The organism is Variovorax sp. Soil_C_26, from assembly GCF_057657075.1.
Map to the genome: position 1 here is coordinate 641,199 of NZ_JBDGJC010000003.1, position 21,009 is coordinate 662,207.

Annotated in this window: 10 protein-coding genes; 3 read left to right on the plus strand and 7 right to left on the minus strand. The window is 68.2% G+C overall.

The genetic code is table 11. The features are described from left to right. Positions 1-10 precede the first annotated feature (10 nt). Genes AC3A6G_RS12490 through scpA form a run of 4 tightly spaced genes read right to left on the minus strand, consistent with a single transcriptional unit; the run spans position 11 to position 5,301 of the window. Positions 11-1,555 carry an acyl-CoA carboxylase subunit beta gene (locus tag AC3A6G_RS12490; RefSeq protein ID WP_487858766.1) on the minus strand — a complete coding sequence of 515 codons (1,545 nt, stop codon included), beginning with the start codon at positions 1,553-1,555 and terminating at the stop codon, positions 11-13. Positions 1,556-1,599: 44 nt separating this feature from the next. Beyond that, entirely contained in the window at positions 1,600-2,673 is a 1,074-nt protein-coding gene (gene meaB, locus AC3A6G_RS12495; protein ID WP_487873731.1) for a methylmalonyl Co-A mutase-associated GTPase MeaB, read from the minus strand. After that, positions 2,643-3,116, minus strand: coding sequence for a GNAT family N-acetyltransferase (locus tag AC3A6G_RS12500; protein ID WP_487873732.1), 474 nt, complete (start codon positions 3,114-3,116; stop codon positions 2,643-2,645). Before AC3A6G_RS12500 ends, meaB begins: the two co-directional genes overlap by 31 nt. Positions 3,117-3,138: 22 nt before the next feature. After that, positions 3,139-5,301 (minus strand): methylmalonyl-CoA mutase, encoded by a 2,163-nt coding sequence (gene scpA, locus AC3A6G_RS12505; protein WP_487873733.1) that lies wholly within the window; start codon positions 5,299-5,301, stop codon positions 3,139-3,141. 130 nt (positions 5,302-5,431) lie between these two features. On the opposite strand from scpA, the gene AC3A6G_RS12510 reads away from it, so the two are divergent. After that, positions 5,432-6,079 (plus strand): GntR family transcriptional regulator, encoded by a 648-nt coding sequence (locus tag AC3A6G_RS12510; RefSeq protein ID WP_487858762.1) that lies wholly within the window; start codon positions 5,432-5,434, stop codon positions 6,077-6,079. 108 nt (positions 6,080-6,187) lie between these two features. Here the strand turns inward: AC3A6G_RS12510 and dusA are convergent, their stop codons facing one another. After that, positions 6,188-7,183 carry a tRNA dihydrouridine(20/20a) synthase DusA gene (gene dusA, locus AC3A6G_RS12515; protein WP_487873734.1) on the minus strand — a complete coding sequence of 332 codons (996 nt, stop codon included), beginning with the start codon at positions 7,181-7,183 and terminating at the stop codon, positions 6,188-6,190. A gap of 211 nt (positions 7,184-7,394) precedes the next feature. Here dusA and AC3A6G_RS12520 point away from each other — a divergent pair, with 211 nt between their 5' ends. Then, entirely contained in the window at positions 7,395-7,775 is a 381-nt protein-coding gene (locus tag AC3A6G_RS12520; protein ID WP_487858760.1) for a response regulator, read from the plus strand. Between the two features lie 39 nt (positions 7,776-7,814). Next, complete coding sequence (locus AC3A6G_RS12525) at positions 7,815-9,542, plus strand: hypothetical protein (protein WP_487873735.1); 1,728 nt, start codon at positions 7,815-7,817, stop codon at positions 9,540-9,542. 15 nt (positions 9,543-9,557) lie between these two features. Here the strand turns inward: AC3A6G_RS12525 and AC3A6G_RS12530 are convergent, their stop codons facing one another. Then, positions 9,558-13,898, minus strand: coding sequence for a beta strand repeat-containing protein (locus tag AC3A6G_RS12530; protein ID WP_487873736.1), 4,341 nt, complete (start codon positions 13,896-13,898; stop codon positions 9,558-9,560). A 94-nt stretch (positions 13,899-13,992) separates the two neighbouring features. After that, entirely contained in the window at positions 13,993-20,958 is a 6,966-nt protein-coding gene (locus tag AC3A6G_RS12535) for a hypothetical protein (protein WP_487873737.1), read from the minus strand. Between the last annotated feature and the right edge of the window lie 51 nt (positions 20,959-21,009).

The window sequence follows — 21,009 nt, forward strand, 5'->3', positions numbered from 1 at the left end:
TCCGCAGCACTCACAAGGGGATGTTGCCGTGTTTGCGCCACGGGTTCTCGAGCTTCTTCTCGCGCAGCATCACGAGCGAGCGGCAGATGCGCTTGCGCGTCTCGTGCGGCAGGATCACGTCGTCGATGTAGCCGCGGGCACCTGCCACGTACGGATTGGCGAAGCGCGCCTTGTATTCGGCCTCGCGCGCAGCGAGCTTCGCGGGGTCGTTCTTGTCCTCGCGGAAGATGATCTCGACCGCGCCCTTGGCGCCCATCACCGCGATCTCGGCGCGCGGCCAGGCCAGGTTGACGTCGCCGCGCAGGTGCTTCGACGCCATCACGTCGTAGGCGCCGCCATAGGCCTTGCGCGTGATGACGGTGATCTTGGGCACCGTGCATTCGGCGTAGGCGTACAACAGCTTGGCACCGTGCTTGATGATGCCGCCGTACTCCTGGCCGGTGCCGGGCATGAAGCCGGGCACGTCGACAAAGGTGACCACCGGAATGTTGAAGGCATCGCAAAAGCGAACGAAACGCGCGGCCTTGATGCTCGACTTGATGTCGAGGCATCCGGCCAGCACCAGCGGCTGGTTCGCCACGATGCCGACGGTCTGGCCTTCCATGCGCGCGAAGCCGATCACGATGTTCTTCGCATAGTCGGGCTGCAGCTCGAAGAAGTCGCCGTCGTCGGCCACCTTGTGGATCAGCTCCTTGATGTCGTACGGCTTGTTCGGGTTGTCGGGCACCAGCGTGTCGAGCGAATAGTCGGGCCGGTCGGCCGGGTCGCCCTGGCCGTTGTTGCCCAGGCGAACGGGCGGCTTCTCGCGGTTGTTGAGCGGCAGGTAGTTGTACAGGCGGCGCAGCATCATCAGCGCCTCGACGTCGTTCTCGAACGCCATGTCGGCCACACCGCTGCGCGTGGTGTGGGTGATGGCGCCGCCGAGCTCTTCGGCCGTGACGCTCTCGTGCGTCACCGTCTTCACCACGTCGGGGCCGGTGACGAACATGTAGCTCGAGTCCTTCACCATGAAGATGAAGTCGGTCATGGCGGGCGAGTACACCGCGCCGCCCGCGCACGGGCCCATGATCATGCTGATCTGCGGCACCACGCCCGAGGCCATCACGTTGCGCTGGAACACGTCGGCGTAGCCGCCGAGCGAGGCCACGCCTTCCTGGATGCGCGCGCCGCCCGAGTCGTTGAGGCCGATGACAGGCGCGCCGACCTTCATGGCCTGGTCCATCACCTTGCAGATCTTCTCGGCATGTGCTTCGCTGAGCGCGCCGCCGAAGACGGTGAAGTCCTGGCTGTAGACGAACACCAGGCGGCCGTTGATCATGCCGTAGCCGGTGACCACGCCGTCGCCCGGGATCTTCTGCTCGGCCATGCCGAAATCGACCGAGCGGTGCTCCACGAACATGTCCCATTCTTCGAAGGTGCCGTCGTCGAGCAGCAGTTCGATGCGCTCACGCGCGGTGAGCTTGCCCTTGGCATGCTGCGCGTCGATGCGCTTCTGCCCGCCGCCGAGACGCGCCTGGGCGCGGCGCTTTTCGAGTTGTTCGATCAGTTCTTGCATGTTGTGCTTCCGAAGCTGTGGTCCTGGATCTGTGGGTGGTGGCTTCATGCCTTGGCCGCAACGGCCGCGGCCGCGAGCAGCTGGCGCGCCGCGGTCGACGCGGGCAGCGCGCCCTCGGCCACCTGGCGGGTGAGCTGCGGCAGCAGCTCGCGCACTTGCGGATGCTGCCTGAAGGCCTGCTTGAGGCCCGCGTCGATGCGCTCCCACATCCACGCGGTGGCCTGTTTTTCGCGGCGCCTGGTGAGCTTGCCGTTGGACGTCTGCAGCGCCTTGAACTGCGTCACCGCGTCCCAGAAAGCGTCGACGCCGGTGTTCGCGAGCGCGCTGAGCTGCAGCACCCGGGGCAGCCAGAAGCGCACCTCGGCGCCGCTGTGCGCGTCGTGCGCCGCATGCGCGTGATCGGGATTGCCCTGGTGGCCGAAGAGCCGCAGCGCCGAAGTGATCTGCGCCTGGGCGCGCGTAGCAGCGTCGCGGTCGAGGTCGGCCTTGTTGATGACGACGAGGTCGGCGAGCTCCATCACGCCCTTCTTGATCGCCTGCAGGTCGTCGCCCGCATTGGGCAGCTGCATCAGCACGAACATGTCGGTCATGCCGGCCACCGCCGTCTCGCTCTGGCCCACGCCCACGGTCTCGACGATGACGATGTCGTAGCCCGCGGCCTCGCACACCAGCATGGCCTCGCGCGTCTTCTCGGCCACGCCGCCCAGCGTGCCGCTCGACGGGCTCGGCCGGATGAACGCGCGCTCGTGCACCGACAGCCGCTCCATGCGCGTCTTGTCGCCGAGGATGGAGCCGCACGAGACAGTGGACGACGGATCGATTGTGAGTACCGCCACGCGGTGGCCGCGCTCGATCAGCAGCAGCCCGAGCGTCTCGATGAAGGTCGACTTGCCCACACCCGGCACGCCCGAGATGCCGAGCCGGAACGACTCGCCGGTGCGCGGCAGCAGCGCGGTGAGCAGCGCGTCGGCCTCGGCGCGATGGTCCGCGCGGGTCGATTCGAGCAGCGTGATGGCCTTGGCGATGGCACGGCGCTGCGCCATGCCCTGCGGCGCGGCCAGCGCCCGGTCGAGCGCCTCGGCCGAGTTCAGCACGCCTCCCCCGCTGCCGCGCGCCATCGGTAATGCAGGTCGAAGCCGTCCTCGGCCTCGAGCACGAAGCCGTGGCGCAGGTAGAAGCGGTTGGCATCGCTCTTCACAAGCGCGGTGAGCTTGATGTCGCGCTGCTGCGCGCGTGCCTCCGACTTGGCCCATTCGAGCACCCATTCGCCGATGCCCAGGTTCTGGAAGCCGGTGCGCAGGTAGAGGTGATCGAGGCGCAGCGCATCGCCGCCCTCGGGCTTGAGCGTGACGAAGCCGATGCGCTGGTCTGCGTCGAGCACGATGTGGTGCATGTACGGCACGACGAAGCCTGCCGAGAGCCGCTCGCGCGAACGCTCGGGATCGAAGCGCCCGACGCGCTCCAGACTCGGGCGCATCGCATCGATGCGCAGGGCCAGCATGGCCTCGAAATCGCCGGAGTCCACCGGCTGCAGCGACAGCCGCGACAGGAGATCTTTCACGTTGCTTCCCACACGCGCTGATTCAGGAGGACACCGCTGCGCGGATCTGCTCGAGCACGTCCTTGGCGCTGGCCGGGATCGGCGTGCCGGGGCCGTAGATGCCCTTGACGCCCGCCTCGTACAGGAAGTCGTAGTCCTGGCGCGGGATCACGCCGCCGACGAACACGATGATGTCGTCGGCGCCCTGCTTCTTCAGTTCTTCGATGATTGCGGGCACCAGTGTCTTGTGGCCCGCCGCGAGCGTGCTCACGCCCACCGCATGCACGTCGTTCTCGATCGCCTGGCGCGCGCACTCCTCGGGCGTCTGGAACAGCGGCCCCATGTCGACGTCGAAGCCCAGGTCGGCGAAGGCGGTAGCCACCACCTTGGCGCCGCGGTCGTGGCCGTCCTGCCCGAGCTTGGAGATCATCACGCGCGGGCGGCGGCCCTGCGCTTCGGCAAAGGCGTCGATCTCGGTCTTGAGGGCTTCCCAGCCTTCGGCCGAGTCGTAGGCAGCAGCGTACACACCGGTCACCTTTTGCGTGTCGGCCCGATGGCGGCCGAATGATTTTTCAAGCGCGTCGGAGATCTCGCCCACCGTGGCGCGCAGGCGCACCGCGTCGATGCTCAGCGCGAGCAGGTTGCCGGTGCCGTTCTCGGCCGCCTCGGTCAGCGCGTCGAGCGCGGCCTGCACCTTGGCAGCATCGCGCGAGCCGCGGATCTTCTGCAGCCGCGCCACCTGCTGCTCGCGCACCTTCACGTTGTCGATCGACAGGCTGTCGATCGCGTCTTCGGTCTTGAGCTTGTACTTGTTGACGCCGACGATCACATCCTTGCCGGAGTCGATGCGCGCCTGCTTCTCGGCCGCCGCGGCCTCGATCTTGAGCTTGGCCCAGCCGCTGTCGACTGCCTTGGTCATGCCGCCCATGGCCTCGACCTCGTCGATGATGGCCCAGGCCGCATCGGCCATGTCCTGCGTGAGCTTCTCCATCATGTAGCTGCCGGCCCAGGGATCGATCACGTTCGTGATGTGCGTCTCTTCCTGGATGATGAGCTGCGTGTTGCGCGCGATGCGTGCGCTGAACTCCGTCGGCAGCGCGATCGCTTCGTCGAGCGCGTTGGTGTGCAGGCTCTGCGTGCCGCCGAACACCGCGGCCATGGCCTCGATGGTGGTGCGCACCACATTGTTGTACGGGTCCTGCTCGGTCAGCGACCAGCCCGATGTCTGGCAGTGCGTGCGCAGCATCAGGCTCTTGGGGTTCTTGGGGTTGAACTCCTTCATGATGCGGCACCACAAGAGGCGCGCCGCGCGCATCTTGGCCACCTCGAGGTAGAAGTTCATGCCGATGGCCCAGAAGAACGACAGCCGCCCGGCGAAGCCGTCGACGTCGAGGCCCTTGGCGAGCGCGGTCTTCACGTATTCCTTGCCGTCGGCCAGCGTGAAGGCCAGCTCCAGCGCCTGGTTGGCGCCGGCCTCCTGCATGTGGTAGCCGCTGATCGAGATCGAGTTGAACTTCGGCATCTTCTGGGCCGTGTACTCGATGATGTCGCCGATGATCCGCATGCTCGGCGCGGGCGGAAAGATGTAGGTGTTGCGGACCATGAACTCCTTGAGGATGTCGTTCTGGATGGTTCCGCTCAGCTGCTCCTGCGCGACGCCCTGCTCCTCGGCCGCCACGACGTAGCCCGCCAGCACCGGCAGCACTGCGCCGTTCATCGTCATGGAGACGCTCACCTTGTCGAGCGGGATCTGGTCGAACAGGATCTTCATGTCCTCGACCGAATCGATCGCCACGCCGGCCTTGCCGACGTCGCCGGTCACGCGCGGATGATCGCTGTCGTAGCCTCGGTGCGTGGCCAGGTCGAAGGCCACGCTCACGCCCTGGCCGCCCGCGGCCAGCGCCTTGCGGTAGAAGGCATTCGATTCCTCGGCGGTCGAGAAGCCGGCGTATTGGCGGATCGTCCACGGGCGCACCGCGTACATCGTGGCCTGCGGGCCGCGCAGGTACGGCTCGAAGCCCGGCAGCGTGTCGGCGTACTTCAGCCCCTTCAGGTCGGCGGCCGTGTAGAGCGGCTTCACGGTGATGCCGTCGGGCGTGAGCCAGTTCAGCGCGCTCACGTCGCCGCCGGGCGCCGACTTGGCCGCGGCCTTGGCCCAGTCGTCGAGGGTTGCGGGCTTGAAAGTGGGTTCGGGTGTGCTGCTCATGAAGGGGCCGTGGTGCAGTGTCGTCTTGCAGGAATCGTCGCATGCGCCCGCACGGATTTGCAGGTCGGCCGCGAGTCTAACCGATCCGTAATTATTAATTCAAACCCAGTTTTGAGGTACATTCGCGCCCATGTCCGCCGTCACCCTCACCCCGCGCGCCCTCTACGAAGAGGTGGCCGAGCTGCTGCGCCAGCGGATCTTCCGCCGCGAGCTCGAGCCTGGCAGCTGGATCGACGAACTCAAGTTGGCCGACGAATACGGCATCAGCCGCACCCCCCTGCGCGAGGCGCTGAAAGTGCTCGCGGCCGAGGGGCTGGTGACGATGAAGGTGCGCCGCGGCGCCTACGTGACCGAGGTGTCGGAGCAGGACCTGGCGGACGTGTACCACCTGCTGTCGCTGCTCGAGAGCGACGCGGCGGGCGTGGTGGCCGAGCGCGCCAGCGCCGAGCAGCGCCAGGAACTCAAGGCGCTGCATGCCGAACTCGAGGCCGCCGCCGCGCCCGGCAAGGTCGACCGCGAACACTTCTTCGCGGTCAACGAGCGCTTCCACATGCGGCTGCTGGCGATTGCCAACAACAAGTGGCGCGACCAGATGGTGGCCGACCTGCGCAAGGTGATGAAGCTCAACCGCCACAACTCGCTGCTGAAGGCGGGGCGCATCGCCGAATCGCTGGCCGAGCACCGCGCGGTCATGGCGGCGATCGACACGCGCGACGCGACGGCGGCCATGGCGCGCATGCGCGAACACTTCGCGAACGGGCTGGAAGCCGCGAACTAGGCCCACCCCCGAAACGGCTCACTTCGTGTAGCCGTCTCCCCCTCAAGGGGGCAACACCGGTGGCCCGGCAAAGCCGGTTCCACGGTGTTCCTGGCATGACCTTGTCGGCTACGCGGCTTGGGCGACAGGCTCGTGCGCGAGCGCCATCACCTCGCGCGGCGGGCGCGTCTTGAGCTTGTGGTCGCTCCACACCTGCCGCCAGCGCCGCGCGCCGGGCAGGCCGTTGCGCAGGCCCAGCATGTGGCGTGCGATGGAATACCAGAGCGTGCCGTGTTCGGCCGCCTCGCGCTCCATGTAGTCGCACATCAGCGATTCCACGTCTTCTCGTGTGAGCGGCTGCGCTTGGGCGCCGTAGAACTCGACATCCCATTCGGCCAGCCACCACGGGTTGTGGTACGCCTCACGCCCGATCATCGCGCCGTCGAGCAGCCGCAGGTGCTCGTGCACCTGTGCATTGGTCGTGAGGCCGCCGTTGACGGAAAAGTCGAGATGAGGAAACTCGTGTTTCAGCCGGTGCACGATCTCGTAGCGCAGCGGCGGGATCTCGCGGTTCTGCTTCGGGCTCAGGCCCTGGAGCCAGGCATTGCGCGCATGCACGATGAAGGTCTTGCAGCCGGCCTCGCTCACCGCGCCGACGAAGTCGCGCACGAATTCGTAGCGCTCGATCTTGTCGATGCCGATGCGGTGCTTGACCGTGATAGGCACATCCACCACGTCGACCATCGCCTTCACGCAGTCGGCCACCAGCTGCGGCTCGTTCATGAGGCAGGCGCCGAATGCTCCGCGCTGCACCCGCTCGCTCGGGCAGCCGCAATTGAGGTTGATCTCGTCGTAGCCCCACTCTTCGCCGAGCTTCGCGCAGTGCGCAAGGTCGGCCGGCTCGCTGCCGCCGAGCTGCAGCGCCACCGGATGCTCCGCGTCGTGGAAGCGCAGATGCCGCGGCACGTCGCCATGGATGAGCGCGCCGGTGGTCACCATCTCGGTGTAGAGCAGCGCATGGCGCGTCATGAGGCGGTGGAAGAACCGGCAATGGCGGTCCGTCCAGTCCATCATGGGTGCGATGGAGAGGGTTTTCTCTTTCAGATTCAAGGACTTGTCGTTCATACGCGGGCGCTGGCTCGGGCCGGTAGTTTCTCACGCGATGGTTTTCCGCACTGCACAACGACGAGTTTGGGGCGCTTTGCGGACGCGGATGGGTGGGTCTTGTCCGACTCCGCATCGCGCCTGCATTCGTGACAATGGGTAAACCCTGCGGCGGCCCGCCCCCATCTGACGTGCACGAAGCCGACGCATTCCCTCTCCAGGTTCCGCACCGATGACCCGCATCTACCTCATAGAAGACAACCCCCTGATCGCCACCACCCTGTCCGACGGGCTGCGCGAGTTCTCCGGATGCGAAGTCGTCGCCACCGCCGCCAGCGCCGACGAGGCGATCGACTGGCTCGACGCGAACCCCGATGGCTGGGACGCTGCGGTGATCGACATCTTCCTCGCCCAGGGCAACGGGCTGACCGTCGTCAACCATTTGAAAGAACGCAAGTCGCCCGCGCAGCGCACTGTGGTGTTCATGAACCACGCCACCTCCGAAGTGCGCGAGGACGCGCTGTCGGCGGGTGTCGATGCGGTGTTCGACAAATCGCTGCAGCTCGAGGACTTCTACGAGTTCTGCCGCGCGCTCGGCATTCCACGCCGCTGAGCCGCCCGGCGCGCGGCGCGCGGCGGCACAATCGTGCGCGTGCGCCCCATCGCTCGCCTTCTTCTTCCCCTCGGACTTTCGCTGGCCTTCTCGCTCGTCGCGCCGCGCGGCCACGCGGCAGAACCGCTTCTGCTCGTCACCTCGCCGCTGGCCCTGCAAGCCGCCGAGCAAGGCGGGGCCGCATTCGGCCGCTGGTTCGACGTGCCTGCAGCTGCAAGCGGCATCGCAACCAACCAGGCCATCGCGCGTTCACCATCGTGGCAGTCGGTCGCCGGGCCGCTGAACGGCAGCCTCGCCGCCCTGCAGCGTCGCGACCGGCAGGCGGGCGTCGGCATCGCGCGCTATCCGCACCGCCTGTTCGACGCGCGCTGGCTTTCGAGCGCAGACGCGTTCTTCGAACTCGTGGGCGTTGCCAACCGGATGGACCGGCGTCCGTTCCAGGACGGCGCCTGCGGCGAGACGCGGCTGGTTTACCGGCTCGCCTACCGCACGGTCGCGATGCAGTCGCGCCTTCCGATGACGGTCGCGGTCGAGTTGCGCGGCGATGCGCCCGATGCAGCCGGCAGTTGCGCGGACGCTGCCAGGCGCTGGCAGCCGCCGCGGGCCGGCATGGCGGACGAGGCGCTCGGTCGCTGGCTGGTGTCGTCCACGGGCCCGCTCGCGCGCGAGCGCCTCGCGCCGGCGCGCATCGCGCAAGTCACGACCAACCTCCAGAGCGTGCGTTGGCCCTCGGCGGTGCGGCCGGACCTGGGCGGCCATGCCGAATACATGCTGCGCGCGTTCCGCTGGAACGCGGGCACGCAGCGCTTCGATGTGGCGCCCCTCGAGAACACGCCCGATGTCGCACGCCTCAAGGCCGATGCCGCGCTGAAGAAAGAGCTGCGCCAATGGCTGCAGCAGTCCGCCAACCTGCGCGCGCTCGACGACGCCACGCTGCGCATTCCCGAGAAGTTCCTCGCCACCGAGGCCGTGTCGGTGGCGCCGCGCGGCCTGGAGCGTCTCGCGAACCGGCCTTTTGCCCAGGTCTTCCAGCCCGGCGAATGGCAGGCGGTGCCCGCAAGCCGCACGCTGCAGTCGCCCGAGGCCGTGCTGCGCCGGCTCGACGACCTGGGCTGCGCGGGCTGCCACCAGAGCCGTGCGGTCGCGGGCTTCCACCTGCTCGGCGTCGATCGGCGCGGCGCCTCGCGCACTTTCACAGCGGGCAACGCGCTCGCGCTGGCGCATTCGCCGCATCTGCAGGACGAGCTGGCGCGGCGTGGCCGCTACCTGCAGGCAGCGCTGTGGACGCCGCGGCCCGACGCGTTTCGCCCGCTTGCCGAGCCCGGCGTCATCGGCGGCACGAGAGGCCGGGCCGTGTTGGGCGCAAGTTGCGAGCCAACACGCATCACGCCCTCGGCCGACCCATGGCGCGACCGCGCCGTCAAGCTGGCGCGCGTAGCCTGCGAGGGCGCGTCCTCCGTCTGCGAAAAGACCTTGGTCGGTTTCCCGGGCGGCATGTGCTCGGGCCCCTGCGACCCCAACGACCGCCTCGGCACCTGCGGCGGCATCGCTGTGCTCAGCGATTTCAACCAGTGCCTGGCCGCCAACCGGCCGTTCGGCGAATGCCTCGCGAAGCACACACGGCCCGGCAACCTTCGAAGCTGCTCGGCCGGCGAGCCGTGCCGCGACGACTACATCTGCGCCCAGGCCGAGGGCCGGCCCGAAGGACGCGGCGCATGCATTCCGCCCTACTTTCTGTTCCAGATGCGGGTGGACGGGCATTCCTGAGCATCTTCACGCTCGTCAGTCCACCTTCACTCTGAACAGCACCATACCCAAGCTGCCCGGCTCGACCGTGCCGACGAACTTCCATTCGATAGGCCCCGTGCCACCCGCAGTCTGTGCCGTCCCACAAGACACGGCCGCCGCCGGCAGCGCATTGGCCGGTGTGTTCTTGGTGCAGCTCGTCAGGCTCGCCGGCGTCGTGCCCGCGCTCGCGCTCACGAACGTGGTGTAGCCCGGCGTGATGTCGTTGACCACCAGGCTGCTGATCGGCGCGGCGCTGTTGTTCAGGTACGTGATGCGGTATTCCAGCGTCTCGCCCGACTTGGCCTGGTTGCTGATGCCGAAGGTCGTGATGCCCTGCGTGACGTTGCGTACCTCCTTCTTCAGGTCCAGCGCCTGGCTGCCGACGGTGGTGATGTCCTCCAGCACGTAGCTGGCGCTCAGCGCAGGGGTGGCATTGGCATAGTCGAAGGTCGCCTGCACCACGAGCTTGTTGTTTGCACCCAGCGTGGCGGTGGCCGGGATGAACTGTTGCACGACGATGCACTTCTGGCCCCCTGTGCTAACCGCGGCGCCCGTGCCTGCTGCGGGCGGGTACAGCTGCGCCGCGCCAGGCTGCAAGCTGCCGGTGCAGCCCGTGTCGTCGAAGATCCTGGCCGTCCAGCCGGTGATGACCGGCGTGGCGGTCTCGCTCGCGATGACGAAGCGCACGGCCCCGGCGGTGCCCGCGGTGAAGGTGTGGCCGTAGGTGACGGTGGTGCCGGGCAGTCCGTTCTTGGCGCCGCTGGTGGCGAAGGTGGCGTTGGGCACGTCGCCGAAGTCGAGGTTGCTATGGCCGGTGCCGTTCCAGGCGAAGGCGATGCGGTCGCCTGCCCCGGTGCGGGTGTAGGTGTAGCTGGTGCCGCCCACCGCGGTGGCGGTGCCCGAAGGCAGCGCGGTGCCGCTGGCGGAGGCGCCGGTGGAGGCGTGGCCGCTGGCGTTGGTCTCTTCGACGCACAGGGCCGCGCCGCTGGCGGTGCCCGAGGGCGGCGCGAGGCTGTAGCCGCCCACGGCGTTGGTGACGGCCGTGGCGTACACGGTGGCCGCGCAGTTGGTCAGCCGCACGGTGACGCCGGCCTGCGGAGCCTCACCGCCGTTGAGGAGGCCGTCGTTGGCGGTGCCCCCACCAGTGCCGGTGTCCAGGAACACGCGGCCCGTGACGGTGGGCGTGCCGGCGCTGTTGGTGATGACGCAGCGCAGGTTCGCGCCGGTCGCCGCCGTCACGGCCCGACCCGTGGCAGTGTTGAAGGGCTCGTTGGTGGGCAAGGACGATGTCGGGGTCAGGCCCGTCGCATCGGTACAGGTGAGCGAGGCGTTGTAGTTGGCGAGGTTGGCGCCGCCGGTGCCCGATTCGGTCAGCGTGTAGAGCGTGCCGGGAACGGTATAGAAGTCGTCGGTGGTGCCGGTGCCGGGGTCGATGGTGGAACCGCTACCGGTGCTGGTGGCGGAGACCGGCGAGCTTACGATGGGACCGGTGGCCCCCCCGGTGCGGATGGCCACCGAAAAGTTGTCGCCTGCGCCGACGCGGTTGCCGGAGAGCGCCTTGCTCAGGTTGATGATCGAGGGCCGGTTGGTGAAGGTGCAGGTGGTCACCGTGTCGCGCGGCACGTTGGCGATGGTGACTGAATTGCCCGTTCGCACGGGACTCAGGCCGGGGCAGCTGACGCTGTCGAGCACGAAGCCGGTCGCCGGCGTCTCGTTGATGGTGACGTTGGCCGTGGCGCCCGGGCTGGTGATGAGCAGCGGCTGGTTGTTCGCAAGGGTGGCGCTCGCGTCGTAGTAGCGCGTGGTGTTGACCGCCGCGGTGGTGATGCTGGCCGTGGTGCCGCCGCCGCCCATGGTGGTATCGACACCGGTGGTCGTGTAGTTGAACGTGCCCGTGGTGCCCAGGCTCGTCTTGGCCAGGCAGATGCCGGTGTTCTGGATCGAGATCGGTGCACCGACGGCGATGTAGGGGGAGCCAGTGCCGTTGGCGCCCGTAGCGGTGAACCTGAGCCTGGCGTTCTTCGGGATGCCGACCGGCAGCCGGAGCTGCACGGAGTTGGCGATGTCCTTAACCGGCGAGGCACAGCCGGTCACGCACACGGCGCCGTTGCTGGCGCTGGCCACGGCGGTCGGATCGATGGCGTTGTTGCTGACGGTGGCGGTCCAGTACACCGTTTCCGCTCCAGCGGGGCCATAGCTCGCGGTGAGGGTGCTGGATGTGCCGGCGACCGTGCCGTTGCCGAAGTTCCAGACGAAATTGAGCAGCGCGCCCGGCGTCACGCCGCTGAGGACCTGGGTCTGGTTGGCGGGTCCGTTGTTCCTCAAGGCAGAGAAACTGTTCCCTGTGGTGGTCCACCCCGACCTGACCCAAGCGCCGTTGGTGAAGGTCGTGCCCGCGATGACCGGATCTGCATTGCAGATCGGCGTCGGCCCCGGGTTCGGCCCTGGTCCGCCATCGGGACCCAGTGTCGGATAGTTGGTGATCAGGCAACTGATGTTGTCGCCCCCAGCGGGCGTGATGTTGATCGGCAGCGTGGCGATGCCGCTCACGTTGGTCGGCCCGCCCGCGTTGCTGCACGAGACCCCTTGCGTATAGAGCGACAGCGCCGAAACACTGCCCGGCGCCATGGCTTCGTTCAGCGTGTAGGCGCTGCCCGCCGTGGCCGTGAAGCTGTAAGCCGCGGAGGTCACGGCGATGCCGCTCCCCGTGGTGGTGACGCCCGCGGGCGCGCCAGGACCGGTGCCCGAGAGGACGAACTGGTCGTTCGCGTTGATCCGGCCCGTGCCGCCCAGGGCTTTCTGCAGCGTGAGAACCGGCTCCTTGAACACGTTTGCAATATCGCAAGTGAAGGACGTCTTGCCCGCCAGGCTGGCAGCCGCAATGGTGTAGACCCCGGCGGACAGGCTTCCGACGGTGGTGCCCGACTGGTCCACGCAGCCGATGCTCTCCAGCGTCCAGGCACTCGACAAGGCAGGTTCGCTCAGCGTGACGTTCGTCCCCAGGGAGCCGACCACGAAGTGCTGGACGCCGCCGGTCGCCGGATCGGCGTCGACCGCGGTCGCCGTGTCAGCCGCCGTGGTCGTGACCGTTGCGGTGGCCGGCGCGGTGTTCGTCAGTGCAATGCTGAACGGCCCGCCGCTGCCCGACTTGGTCGTCTTCCTCACCTGCACATAGGGCACGATCACGACCGGATGGTCTTCGACTTCACCCCCCGCACTGGCCAGAGTGCTCGCCGCCTGGGACGTCGACAGGCTCCCGGACACGATCCTGAAGCGCGCAAACGTCGCGCCTGCACCGTTGGTGACAAGCCCGGAGACCCCGTTCCACGTGAGCGTCACGTTGGCCGCGTTGGTGCCCGCCGCCACATTGGCCGTCACGCCTTCGCTGGCTTCGAAGGTGCCATTGCGGTTGAAGTCGATCCAGCCGCCCAGCGTCGCTGCGCTCGACGCCAGCCTGTTGGAGACGTTGACCGTCGCGCTGTAGGTGCTGGCATTGGTCGCGATGACGCTCAGCGCTGCCACGCCATCCTCGTCGTCGACACTGGCGGCATCGTCGCCATTGGCCGACGCGGAGGACTGCGCGCTCAGTTCAGTGTCGGCTTCGCCGCCCAGATAGACCGCAGCGTTGATCTCCTGGCCAGCGCCGCCGTAGCTGGCCGGTGCATCGCCGAAGTCGCTGCCGATCGTGGCGCAGCGCACGGTCAGCCCGTCGAAGCCTTCGCCGCCACGCTCGCCCGTCAATCCGCGCACCACTTCATTGGAGGCCGTGCCGCACACCGGTCCGGCAAACGCGCTGTTGGAGTCGTTCTCGTCATCGCCCGCAATGACCACGGTCGCGGCGCCGCTGGTGCGCAGCTGGTTGTTTGCGTCCAGAACGAGCGTTCGGCAATAGAGGTGGATATTGGACGGATACGTCCCCTGGCCCGGCGGCATGAAGGTGTCCGCGGCCACCTGGGAGACGACCTGTCCCGCCGGGCAGGTCGCGGTGTGGATCGTTCCGTCGCCGGTGTAACCAGAAACATCGAGATAGGTGGCATCGGGCGTCACCGTGACGGCGCCACTCGTCGACACCGTCACCGTGCCGCACAGCTGGCCGTAGTCGCTGACCATGCCGTTGAGATAGGTGACGTAGGTCGGGTGGAAACGGTCTTCTTCCCAGACGCCGACGAGCACCTTGTTGCTGGGGCACTCGATCGCGCTCTTGGCGGCTCTGGTGGTTCCCAGCGTCGCCGTGTTGGCCGACGGGTTGAGCCACATGGTGGCCGCGCTTGCGGGCCCGCACAACAACGCGAGCAGCATCAGGCTCGCCAGAGACATCAGGGCACGCATCACCATGGCTTTCCCCCGCCGATGCCGGGCAATTGAACCTGCGATTGCGATCGAGTTGTGCTGCATTTCTTCTTGAGCGCTGTTTGTTATATCGGTCGACCTAAGGCGCCGCGGGGGTTCCCGCCGCGGGACCGCCCGCCGATGCAAACCCCAGTGTCGTCTCATCGAACTTGAACCGCAGCCTGATGTACGCACCCTTGCTCGTGTACTCGTTGGCTGTCAGGTCGCGGTCGTGCAGCCCGATGAAGTTGTAGCCCACCGAGACCCACGCGTTCTTGTAGATCTGGTAGCCCAGCTCCAGCCCGAAGGTCTTCTGCAGCCCGCCGCCCTTGCCGAAGAGCAGGCCGCCCTGCACCCCGATGTCCCAATCCTTGTTCAGGTCCTGCGTGTAGCGCAGCTGCACCAGGTGCGCCCAGTAGCTGCTCGCGAGCAGGTCGTCCCTCGCGCGGCTGACCTTGCCCGCATAGCGCCCCATCAGGTAGCGCCCGCGCTCGGGGTTGTAGTTCACATGCGCCGAGACGATGTCTGCACTCGTCGTGCCTGGCAGGCTCGCATTGCCGTTGCCCGCACCGAACACCGCCCCGCCCACCAGCGCTCCGGCCGCGTTGCCCTCGCCCACCACGCGCTCGGACCTGCGCTCGTAGCGCGCCAGCGCATTCCACCTGTCGTCGTCCACCGGCCGGTAGGCCACGCCCACCTGGTGGCGCTGCAGGTGGCGCTCGTTGCCCGCGTTGGCCCCCCTGCCCTGGCTGGTGCTCACGATGCTGCGCGCAAGAAGGCTCCATGAGGGATCGAGCTTGTAGCCGAAGCCGGCGCTGAAGAGCCGCGTGTTCGCGTCGTCGCCGTTCCTCGCCTCGAACACGCCGCTGGTCTTGAGCCGGTCGGTCATGTACTCCACGCCGCTCGTGATGGCCGTCGACTCGCCCAGCCCGCCCGCAAAGCCGGTGCCGCTGTTCACGCTGTTGCTGTAGCCGCTCAGGTCGCGCGCATGCTCGATGCCGCCCGTCACGCGCAGCCGCTCCGTGAGGCTCACGGTGTTGCGCACGCCAATGGCCGACTGCACGCCGCGCCCGTCGGCGCCGTCGGAGATGCGGTACTCGTTGTACACGCGACCGCCCGCCATGTAGTTGCTCTCGATGCCGACGATGCCGACGTTGTTGCGCTGGCCGCCGTCGAGCTCGTAGGGTCCGTACAGCGAGGAGATGAGCTCGTAGCGCCCGTACACGCGGGTCTTGTCCGACAGCGCATAGTTGCCGCCGACGGCGAACACGCGCCGGTCGCTGTCGTGGATGTCCTGCTCGCCCTCGACGAACACCTGCGCGCCGGGCACGGCCGCAAGCTGGGTTGAGAGGCGCGCGCGCACGGTGGTGAGGCTGCGCGCATCGGCGCTGTCGGTGGCCGCGGCCGCCCCGAGGGTGGTGACGCTGTTGGCGCCGATGCTGCTGCCCAGTTGCCCGTTGTAGGTGGAGATCTGGCCGTAGTCGAAGCCGGAGTTGGTGCCGATGGCGTCGTTGCTCTGGCCGTGGCGCAGGCCCAGCTCGACGGTGGTGGTCTCGGTGAGCTTCTTCTGGGCGCTGACGGTCACGCCCTTGCGGTCGCCCTCCTGGGCGAGGTCGCGGCTGTAGAGCGCCTCGGCGCGCACGGCCAGGCTCGGGTCGATGCGGTACTCGGCGCGCGTGGAGGCGGCGGTGCGCCCGGCCGAGAAGCTGGAGCCGGGGTTGTCGAAGCCTTCGCTGGTCTTGGCCGCGAGGCCGACGACGGCGAGCTTGTCGTCCTGGTAGCGCGCCTCGACGCGCGCGCCGTGGCCGCGGCCCTTGTCGTCGGAGCGCGTTTGCACGACCTCGCCCGCGACGCTGGCGTTCTCGCCCACGCGCGCCAGGCCGGTGAGCGCCTGCAGCTGGCGCTTGTTGGCGGGGTTGCGGTCGACGCTGGCGACGGCGCCCAGTTGCAGCGACTCGTTGACCTTGACCTGCACGTCGGTGCCCGCGACGGTGAACTCCGGCCCGCCGCTGTCGACCTCGTAGGTGACGCGGATCGATTGCGGGTTGAGGTTCGGATCGATGGAGGCGATGGCGCGCGTAAAAAGGATGCGCCGGGTCAAGGGCTCGACGGTGTAGTCGACGAAGCGCGTGACGGGGGTGCGCTGCAGCACGATGTCGGGCTGGTTGCGGTCGCGCACGACGATCTCGACCTGCTCGCTGTTCTCGACGAACTCGCCCCCGGCGGCGCTCAGGTAGTAGGGCCCGGAGGTGCCGAGGGCGCGGAACTCCTCGATCTGCTGGACCTGGGCGGTGCGCGAGGCGTAGCTGGTGGCACGCACGCGCTCGCTCTCGTAGACGTGCTTGAGCCCGGTGAGGGTGCGGTTGCTCTGGCTGAGCTCGCGCACCTCGGTGCTGCTGGCGGTGGTGAAGTCGCCGTACAGCAGGTAGGAGCGGTTCTTGTCGATGCGCACGTAGAGCTTCTGGCTGCTCTGGGCGTCGAACCCCTTGACGGCGGAGTCGCCGTAGATGGGATAGAACTCGTCGGGACGGATGTCGCGGAAGAGCCTGTCCTTCTCCGTCTTGTCGGAGTCGTAGGCGGCGGTGAGGAGGTACTCGCCCTTGATGGCGCCCTTGAAGAAGAAGGCGGCGCGGCCCGCGGTGCGGCGGTTGTTGTTGCCCTCGCTTTGCAGGCCGGTGAGTTCGCGCTCGAAGGCGGCGCCAGCGGGCATGGCGCCCAGGGGCAGGTTGCCGCGCTTGGTGAGGTCGATGACGCCTTCGACGATGCCGACACCGATCATGGGGCGCAGCTCGGGCAGGAAGACGAGGCGCGCTTCGCTCGCGAAGCTGGAGGCGCTGACGCGGATGCGGGCATCGCCGGGTTCGCCGGGGGGGATGAGGGCGAACTCGGCGGCGCCGCCTTCCATGAAGACCTGGGTGCCGGGCTCGAGGGGGTTCAGGTCTTCGGCCCGCCAGCGGCCGCGGTCGGCCTCGAGGGTGAGCTGGGTGCGCGAGGTGACGGGGACGCCGGCGCCGTCGAGCAGGCGCACCTTGACGACGACGGGGGTGCGCAGGTCGGCGCGCACGTTCTGGGGCAGGCCGAGCTCGATGGCGGCGAGGTTGTCGGGTGCGGTGAGGACGATCTCCACGGGCGCGCCGCGCACGTTGCCGAAGCCGTCGAGGGCTTCCAGGCGCAGGGTGTTGGCGCCGGGGCGCAGCACGATGCCGATGTACTCCCAGGCAGCAAGCTGCTTGGACGGCAGCCGCGCCTTCTTGCCGACGCGCCGATCCTCGATGGCGGCGCCGTTGACGCTCAGGCGGAAGGTGCCGTCGGCGCCCTTGACGCGCACGTTGAGGGTGCGGCTGGCGACGATGCTGCCGTTCTTGAGGTCGACGAAGCCGAGGCTGTTGTCTGTGAACTCGGGCAGGAGCTTCTCGAGTTCGACGACGGCGGGTATAGCTGGTGGCGCAGCCAGCGGTGCGTTGACAGCCCGAGGTGCGGTGGCGCTCGGCGCGAAGAGGCTACCCGCGGGCGCGGGCGCGGGCGCGGGCACGGCCTGGGTGCCGAGCGGCGCGCCGCCCGTGGCCTGGGCACCGAGGGTGCCGCCGAGGCTGCCGCCGGTGGCGTTGACGAAGGTGCTGCCGTTGGCGGGACCGTTGGGCAAGGTGATCAGGGGGGCGCTGGTGGGCTGCACGGTGCCGGTGCTGCCGCTCGAGAGCATCTGGCCCGAGGCGGGCAGCGCGCGCACGTCGCCGACAGGCACCACCCTGCCCTCGGGGTCCAGGCGCAGGCGCACCTGCGCCTCGGCCTCGGTGTCGGGCACGGCGGTGATGGCCGCGCGCCGCGCAATGACGTCGTCGATGACGCCCTGGTCGCCGCAGTTGGCGATGGGGAAGTTGGCCTTGTGCAGTTCGCCCTTCTTGAGGTCGACGAAGCGGCTCTCGGGGGTGCCGGCGTTGCGGTTGTCCAGCACGTCGAGCCGCGCCCCGCGTGGCAAGGTGGTCTGGTCCAGGCGCAGCACGTGGGTGATGGGCTTGAGGCCGTACAGGCTCCACTTGCCTTCGATGTCGGTGATGACGTGGGTGCCGTTCTCCAGGTACAGCCGCACGCCGGGCACGCCGATCTCGTCGCTGCCGCTCTGGCGCCCGTCGCGCTTGCAGTCCATGTAGACCTTGCCGAAGAGGAAGGCCTCGTCGGAGAAGACGCCGCCGGTGACGCGAACGCTCCAGCTGGCAAGGTTCGATTGCACGGGGCCGGAGTTGGCGCGCGCGCGGTTGATGGCATCGCCCTCGGTAGGGGCGCCGACGCCGATGCGTACGCGGTAGCGCACCATGGCGCTCTGCTCGGGGGGCAAGGACAGTTGGGGGTAGTGGAAGACGAGGCCGGGGCCGGCGCCGCCGGCGGGGTCGGGGATGGCGCCTCCGTTGAGCCGGGCGCTGCCGCGCTGGTAGGCGAAGCCCGGCGGCAGGCTGTCGCTCAGGGTGAGGCCGGTGATGGGGAAGCCGGTCTTGTTGGTGACGGTGAGCGCGTAGTCGAGGAAGTCGCCGAACTCGGCCTGGCGCTTGCTGCCGTCCTTGCGCAGCACGAGGCCGAGGACGTTGCCGGGGTCGAGAGGGATGTGGTTGTGCACGGCCTCGCAGAAAGAGGCATCGGGGTTGAGGCCGGCGCGCAGCTGGAAGTAGTGGGTGGTGGGGTCTGCGCCAACGGGCGGGGTGGCGCTGGGCACGACGGGGCCGCAGCTGGCGCTGCCACCGGTGGCGGGGATCAGTTGCGAGGGAACGACGTAGCCGCTTCCAGCTGGCGGGGTGACGGCGAGGCCGTAGGTGCACAGGCCCGTGATGGGCGGGGCCATGAGGTAGAACTGATAGCTGCCGTCGGCGCCGGTGGTCATGGAGACGCTGCCGTCGCCATTGAAGGTGTACAGGCCCGACTCGGATGCGAAGATCTCGGCCGCTGTGATCGGGCCCACGGGGCCGGCGCTGCAGGTCTGGCGATTGAAGGTGACCACGGCTCCGGACACCGGCTCGCGCGTGACCGCGTTGTAGACCGTGCCCTGCGGGTCGACCAGCAGCGTGTGCGACGTCGCTGCAGCAGCCGCGATGATCGACGCGTTGCCCGGGTTGTTTTGATCGAGCGCGGCGGCCCATGCCTTGTTGTCGAGCGTGACGCGGCGCCCCGTCCGGCCCGGCTTCCGCGTCACGCGCACGGTAAAACGGACCTCCTCGCTCTGCCCCGGCGCGAGCGAGCGGCTGCCGTCCGTCAGACTCAGCGTGATCTGCGACGGGAAACGATAGGGATCGTTGCTCTCGAATCCTTCACGGTCGCATGCGGCGCGTCCCGTGAAGCCTCGAGCCACCGACAGGTTGCCGTTGATCGCCTCGGGCGCCCCGACCAATGTCCATGAGGCAACTTGGCCATCGGACTTGTCCATCTCGAAGGCGCAGTCGAGGTTGTCGACCAGACGCACATTCGGCGCGTCCACCGCGCCCGTGTTGGTGACCTTGAGCGTGTAGTCCCACTCGTGGACATCATTGGACAACTTGCGCACCGCAGAGGTCTGCTTGGTCAGCTCGAGCACGGGCATTGCGAAGCGCACCGGCGTCGGCGACGTGTCGTTGCCCGGATTGCCGTCGCCATCGAGGTCGGGGTCGATCCCGTCGACCGAATCGTCGAAGACGGCGGGCGGACCGCCTGCAAACAGTGCAGCGGACGCCTTGGCCGTGTTGTAGCGGACCCCGCCGTTGCCCGTGAAGTTGACGATCGCATCGAACTCAAGCACCAACCGGCCGCCCGGCGGCAGCGCGGCGCCGGCGGCAAGCAGGTTCTGCGCATCGGCGGTTCCCTTGAGCAACGGGTTGCCTTGCGCGATGACCCCTTCGCCAGCCGAGGCCACTACCTTTGCCGAGCCTGGCACGATCGTGTACTCATTGGCGGCCGGCTGCGCACTGGGCGAGTAGCGCCCGAACTTGTTGAGGCCGGTACCCTCCAGCAGGTCGGTCACCTGCACGCCGTGCAGCCACGTCGAGCCGTAGTTGCGCACGCTCAGACGAAAACGCACCGAGACGCGACCGTTGGGCTTGCCGTTCACGCCATAGAGCGTCTGCGCCGGAAAGGCGGTCTTGGCGATGCCGATGCTGGCGCCGTTGGAAAGAACCACCGTGTTGGAGTCGACCACGGCCGGGCGAATGCCGTCGTGGTAGTAGGTCTGCGCGGTATTGCGGATGTCACCGGTCTGGCTTGCCATGACCCGCGCGGCGAACTGCATCGAGAAGGAGGCATTGCGCGCCACGGGCGTGCGCAGGCCGATGGCCACTTCGATGGCGGACGCATCTTCCGCGGTGCGGTAGCTGAACGGCGGATCGGCCGGCAGGCGGTACAGCTTGATGGCGTTGGCAGCACTGGACTGCAGCGTACCGGGGATGTACTGCATGCCCGTTGGCACGACGTCGCGGACCAGCACCAGTTCCGACGGCGCGCCATTGACCAACAGCGCCATGCCCGCGGGCGCCACCGTGTTGGCGGGCTGTGCATCCTGCGCGCCGATGTTGCTGCCGCGGACCGAGAAGTCGACGCGCGTTCCCTGGGGCGCACTCGAACCCGGGTAGCTCGCCGACTTCGTGAGCGTGAGCACCGCCATGTTGCCGATGTCGATGGTGTCGCGGTTGGTCGCGGCCACCCCTTGCAGCGCCGTGGTTGCCGAAAACGCCACGCAGGCGGAGCCACTCGCCGCGCCGGGAACGGTGCCCTGCACCAGCAGCGCGACCGTCTCGTCGGGCTGCAGACGAAGCACGTCGGCCGTATTGAGCGAAAGCTCGGGCTCGCCACCGTCTGCCACGCCATTGCCGTTCACGTCGCGCACGACGCGCAGCGCCCCCAGGTCCACCGTGTCGGCGGCGCAACCCGCGCCGTTGTTGACCAGCGCCACGGTGTAGCGCGAGTCGACGTTGCCGGTGTTCTTCAGCAAGTGGCTCAGCGTGACGGTGCTGCCCGGCGGGCGGGAAACCGCCTGGTCTTGCGTGAGGGTGAGCGCCTCGACCGGTCGAACCGTGGCGATCACCGCGTTCGAAGTCACGATCTCGGCTTGCATGAGGCCGGCGGGAACGTAAGTTCCTGTTGCCACGTTGCGGATGACAGTGCC

Excerpts from the sequence above, each read along its gene's own strand:
- AC3A6G_RS12490 (WP_487858766.1), bottom strand. The coding sequence starts at position 1,555 with ATGCAAGAACTGATCGAACAACTCGAAAAGCGCCGCGCCCAGGCGCGT.
- meaB (WP_487873731.1), bottom strand. The coding sequence starts at position 2,673 with ATGGCGCGCGGCAGCGGGGGAGGCGTGCTGAACTCGGCCGAGGCGCTC.
- scpA (WP_487873733.1), bottom strand. The coding sequence starts at position 5,301 with ATGAGCAGCACACCCGAACCCACTTTCAAGCCCGCAACCCTCGACGAC.
- AC3A6G_RS12510 (WP_487858762.1), top strand. The coding sequence starts at position 5,432 with ATGTCCGCCGTCACCCTCACCCCGCGCGCCCTCTACGAAGAGGTGGCC.
- dusA (WP_487873734.1), bottom strand. The coding sequence starts at position 7,183 with ATGAACGACAAGTCCTTGAATCTGAAAGAGAAAACCCTCTCCATCGCA.
- AC3A6G_RS12520 (WP_487858760.1), top strand. The coding sequence starts at position 7,395 with ATGACCCGCATCTACCTCATAGAAGACAACCCCCTGATCGCCACCACC.
- AC3A6G_RS12530 (WP_487873736.1), bottom strand. The coding sequence starts at position 13,898 with ATGGTGATGCGTGCCCTGATGTCTCTGGCGAGCCTGATGCTGCTCGCG.
- AC3A6G_RS12535 (WP_487873737.1), bottom strand. The coding sequence starts at position 20,958 with ATGCAAGCCGAGATCGTGACTTCGAACGCGGTGATCGCCACGGTTCGA.